This window comes from Streptomyces xiaopingdaonensis, from assembly GCF_000262345.1.
Lineage (GTDB): Bacteria > Actinomycetota > Actinomycetes > Streptomycetales > Streptomycetaceae > Streptomyces > Streptomyces xiaopingdaonensis.
This window is the reverse complement of record NZ_AJTQ01000162.1, coordinates 1-222: the sequence shown is the minus strand read 5'-3', so window position 1 is coordinate 222 and position 222 is coordinate 1. Positions and strand designations below refer to the sequence as shown.

1 protein-coding gene is annotated in these 222 nt (G+C 59.9%); it reads left to right on the top strand.

All coding sequences use genetic code 11. The features are described 5' to 3' along the window. Window positions 1–222 (top strand): ATP-binding cassette domain-containing protein (locus UWG_RS34250; RefSeq protein ID WP_033196106.1); only part of this gene is annotated, 222 nt, incomplete at both ends.

Sequence of the window (222 nt, the reverse complement as noted above, 5' to 3'; positions counted from 1 at the left end):
CCGCATCAGTTCTCGGGTGGGATGCGGCAGCGGATCATGATTGCGATGGCGTTGGCGTTGGAGCCGGATCTGATCATTGCGGATGAGCCGACGACGGCGCTGGATGTGACGGTGCAGGCGCAAGTGATGGATCTGCTTGCGGAGTTGCAGCGTGAGTACAACATGGGGCTGATTCTGATCACGCATGATCTGGGTGTGGTCGCGGACGTGGCCGACAAGATC